General features: G+C 65.5%; 5 protein-coding genes. 2 read left to right on the top strand and 3 right to left on the bottom strand.

From position 1 onward, the window contains the following. From NTX40_09665 to NTX40_09655, 3 genes are all read right to left on the bottom strand, one after another. Positions 1-319, bottom strand: a 319-nt coding sequence (locus NTX40_09665) for an amylo-alpha-1,6-glucosidase (protein ID MCX5649343.1), incomplete at its 3' end; no start/stop codon positions are given. Between the two features lies 1 nt (position 320). Then, on the bottom strand, positions 321-1,463 hold the full coding sequence (locus tag NTX40_09660) for a glycosyltransferase family 4 protein (protein ID MCX5649342.1): 1,143 nt from the start codon (positions 1,461-1,463) through the stop codon (positions 321-323). Then, a complete protein-coding gene (locus NTX40_09655; GenBank protein ID MCX5649341.1) occupies positions 1,460-2,125 on the bottom strand; it encodes a PIG-L family deacetylase in 666 nt (221 codons plus the stop codon). Before NTX40_09655 ends, NTX40_09660 begins: the two co-directional genes overlap by 4 nt. 183 nt (positions 2,126-2,308) lie before the next feature. Here NTX40_09655 and ilvN point away from each other — a divergent pair, with 183 nt between their 5' ends. Further along, on the top strand, positions 2,309-2,785 hold the full coding sequence (gene ilvN, locus NTX40_09650) for an acetolactate synthase small subunit (protein MCX5649340.1): 477 nt from the start codon (positions 2,309-2,311) through the stop codon (positions 2,783-2,785). A gap of 148 nt (positions 2,786-2,933) precedes the next feature. Next, on the top strand, positions 2,934-3,220 hold a 287-nt coding region (locus tag NTX40_09645), incomplete at its 3' end, for an NAD(P)-binding domain-containing protein (protein ID MCX5649339.1).

Raw genomic sequence — 3,220 nt, 5'->3', positions numbered from 1 at the left:
CGACGCCGAGGAGAAACAGGGGCGTCGTGTCGCTCGCCCCGCGGTCTTCCGGGTCGTGGACCAGCGACGGGATGTGCCCGAGGCGGGTCTGGTTCTTCGCAAGCGTCTCCAGGACGTGCCGCACGCTCGCCACGAGCCGGTCATCCTCCGAGACGAGCATCCCGAGCGCCGAGATCATGAGGTCCCGCGTGTAGGGTTCGGGGTAACCCCATCCGGCCGTGCGGGGGAGTCCGTGGCAGGGTCCGTGGTCGTTGTGGCGGAGGACTTCGAGGGCGGCGTTTCTCGCGTCTTCGATGTGGGTGTGGCGTTCTTGGGTCATGTTACTCAAGCCCCAGTCGGCTGGAGAGGATTTCGAGGAGCCGGCGGGCGACGACGCGGTAGTCGAAATGCTCGGCGACGTGTTTTCGAGCGGCGTCGCCCATCTTGCGCCGCAGGTTCGCGTCCTGCATGAGTTTCAGCAGGAACTCGGCGATGTCGTGGACGCTGGCGCGGTAATCGGCGGTGCGCGGCTTCTTGAAGACGACGCGGTGGCCTTCCTTGTGGCCCGATTCCTGGCCGACGACCGCTTCGCGGATGACGACTTCCTGGGCGACGCGGGCCAGCAGCGCCGTCTTGCCGTGCACCAGCGTGTCGAGCATGGCCATGGCCTTGATGCCGACCACGGGTTTTGCGCAGGCCCCGGCCTCGACCTGGGGCATGCCGAAGCCTTCCAGCCTGGAGGGGGCGGCGTAGATGTCGCAGGCGGCAATGAGGTAGGGCATGAAGTTTCGTGAGATGCGGCTCGTGGTGTAGACGACGTTTTTCTCGATGCCCAGGTGTGTCGCCATCTGGAGGTCGTACAGGTTCTGCTGCTCGGTGCGCGGCTGGGGCCAGACCTTGCAGACGTATTTCCAGTCCGGCGCCTCCTTGTCGATCATCGCGAGGGCCTGCATCACTTCCTGGGCGCCTTTCGAGGCCGCGTCGCCGCCCACGGTGAGAATCATCACCTGGTCCGGCGCGACGCCCAGCGTCTCGCGCACCGCCAGGACCTTCGGGTCCTTCGGGTCGCGCGGAACGAAGGCGTCCGTGTCGCACCCCACGGGGAGGACCTCGATGTTCTTTCCGCTCAGGCCGTCGCGCATGTACACTTTTTTGACCCAGTGGCTCGTGACGAGGATCAGCGGGAGCGCCTCCAGCACCTCGTGGTAGTTCGCGAGATAACCGTCGGCGACGAGCCAGGGCACCGGCATCGCACCGTATCGCTGAGGATGGAGGACCAGATGCGGCACGTGGCCCCAGTAGCCGATGCCGACCACAACGTCCGGCTCGAACCAGCGGTAGTACCACTCTTTTTCCTGCGGCGACTCGAAGGGGGCCGGCTGCACGTCCACCCCCAGTTCCTTCAGGCCCCGATACAGGAGGTCTCCCTGCGTCGCCAGGCCTCCCGGCGCCGGCGGGTAGTCGTACAGCACCAGGATCTTCATGGTTCCAACCTCTTTTCGTTCATCCACCGGCGCGCCGCCGCCGGCGAATCGAAGCACCAGAACGCTTCGGTTCGCGGCGTCGCGCGGGCCTCGAAACTCTCCGGACCGAACCCATACACCGCCGTAATGATACGGTATTTTTCCCGCCAGACGGGTTCCGCAAGTTCCTCCACGCGGTCCGCGTGGGTTACGGCCGTCGGCAACCGGGCCCCGCCGGCGTCGTCGTAGGCGAACGCCCAGACGGCGTCGGCCGCCAGCCGGCCGGCCGACCACAATTCCAGAACCGCCCGCCCGACCGCTTCGTGCCGGCGGTGCCGCGTGTATTCCCCCAGCGGGCTGTGCGAAAGGACCAGGTCCACGCGCCCCTCCGGCAGGAGCGACAGGATAGTCTCCTCGACGTCTCGGGGGACGAGGGGCGTCTGGTCGGGTCTGTCGTTGAGGGCGGCCATCGAGCCGGTCGCGCCGAGCGCGTCGAGTGCCTGGAAGAATCGCGGCGAACGGTCGGGGTCGGTGGCGCGGCAAAGGGAGACGACGGTCCACCGCCAGTCGCGGTGCGTGAGGATCGTTCCGCCGCACCAGAGCGTTTCGTCGTCGGGATGGGCCACGACGACCGCCGCCCGGAGGGGTTTGTCCGGCGCTGCGTCTTGTCTTTGGGCAGCCATTCCACAGGTCTTCTCTTGGCCGAGGTGCTTCCCCCAGCCTTTCCGAATTCATTGTAACGAACGTGCGGCGGTCTTGGGCAAGAATCCCTGCCGAGTCCCCGCGGAGGCGGGGGCCTTTGGGCTTGCCGCCGCGGGGTCCCGACGGTACAATTTGCCCCTGCACGAGAGACAGGAGCGGCGGCCATGAGGCACATAATCAGCGCGATCGTCGAGAATAAGCCCGGGGTCCTGGCGCACATTGCCGGCCTCTTTGCCGGGCGGGGGTTCAACATCGACAGCCTGGCGGTCGGCGAAACCGAGGACCCAACCCGCAGCCGCATGACCGTCGTCGTCCGGGGCGACGATGCTGTCCTGGAGCAGGTCCGCAAGCAGTTGGGCAAGATCGTCGACGTCATCAAAGTCAGCGACTTCGCCGGCGAGGACATCGTCGAGCGCGACCTGATGCTCATCAAGGTCAGCGTCCGCCCCGAGAAGCGGGGCGAGGTGTTCGAGGTGGCGAGCGTTTTCCGCGGCAAAATCGTGGACATCGGCGCCAAGCACCTGACGATCGAAATCGCCGGGCCCGAAAAAAAGATCGAGGCCTTCATCGACCTTCTGAAGCCGTACGGCATCAAGGAACTCGCGCGGACGGGGCGGATTGCCCTGGGGCGGGGGGATTGACTTCTAACGCGGAACGCAGAATGCAGAACGTTTCGATTTCGGATTGCGGATTGCGGATTTCGGATTGAACGGCTAACAGCGCGTGTCAGTCTCCGTGACTCAGGCACTCAGGAACTCAGGCACTCAGGCACTTTCCGGGAGAAACACAATGGCCAAGGTCTATCACGACGACGACATTGACATTCAGCCGATCCTCGAAAAAACGGTTGGGATCGTCGGTTACGGAAGCCAGGGCCACGCCCAGGCCCAGAACCTGCGCGACTCCGGCGTCCGGGTCATCGTGGCCGACGTCAAGGGCACGCCGAACTACGACCTCGCCGTCGAGCACGGTTTCAAGCCGCTCACGGCCGCGGAAGTCGCCAGGAAGGCCGACCTGGTCCAGATCCTCATCCCCGATGAAATCCAGGGCAAGGTCTATCAGGCGGAGATCGGGCC

It is taken from the genome of Planctomycetota bacterium, from assembly GCA_026387035.1.
GTDB lineage: Bacteria > Planctomycetota > Phycisphaerae > FEN-1346 > FEN-1346 > JAPLMM01.
This window is presented reverse-complemented; position numbering and strand designations above follow the sequence as displayed.

Coding starts and splice junctions, on each gene's coding strand:
- NTX40_09660 (MCX5649342.1), bottom strand. CDS start 1,463: ATGAAGATCCTGGTGCTGTACGACTACCCGCCGGCGCCGGGAGGCCTG.
- NTX40_09655 (MCX5649341.1), bottom strand. CDS start 2,125: ATGGCTGCCCAAAGACAAGACGCAGCGCCGGACAAACCCCTCCGGGCG.
- ilvN (MCX5649340.1), top strand. CDS start 2,309: ATGAGGCACATAATCAGCGCGATCGTCGAGAATAAGCCCGGGGTCCTG.